Origin of the sequence: Streptococcus suis (genome assembly GCF_002964045.1) — a bacterium.
In the GTDB taxonomy this organism is placed as follows: domain Bacteria; phylum Bacillota; class Bacilli; order Lactobacillales; family Streptococcaceae; genus Streptococcus; species Streptococcus suis_U.
This window is the reverse complement of the sequence record NZ_POPB01000444.1, coordinates 1-374: the sequence shown is the minus strand read 5'-3', so window position 1 is coordinate 374 and position 374 is coordinate 1. Positions and strand designations below refer to the sequence as shown.

General features: G+C 42.5%; 1 pseudogene. It reads right to left on the bottom strand.

Going from position 1 to position 374, the window contains the following annotated elements:
- Positions 1-374 (bottom strand): annotated as a pseudogene (gene deoA, locus C1E99_RS11310) (pyrimidine-nucleoside phosphorylase); the annotation flags it as partial.

Here is a 374-nt window from a genome sequence, read left to right as displayed (position 1 = left end):
CGCAAGAACTGGAACTTGCTGTGTAACCTGAACTGGACGATATAAATCTTCTAAGTCACCACCTTGGGCAAGGACCATCTCTTCAAATTTCTTCAAAGCTGAACCATTGTCAATATGTTGGCGTACTTCTTCAATGCTTTTCTCAACATTTGCAAGCCCCAACATAATTTGGGCTAGTTCACAGATAAATTCGGTAACATCTTCTCGACCTTTACCCTGTAAAATTTCAATAGCCTCTAAAATTTCCAAACGATTTCCAATCGAAGTGCCAACTGGTTGAGACATGTCAGTCAAAACTGCAACTGTCTTACGCCCAACCGCCTTCCCAAGATCCACCATGGTTTTAGCTAGAACCCGTGCTTCTTCAACGGTCT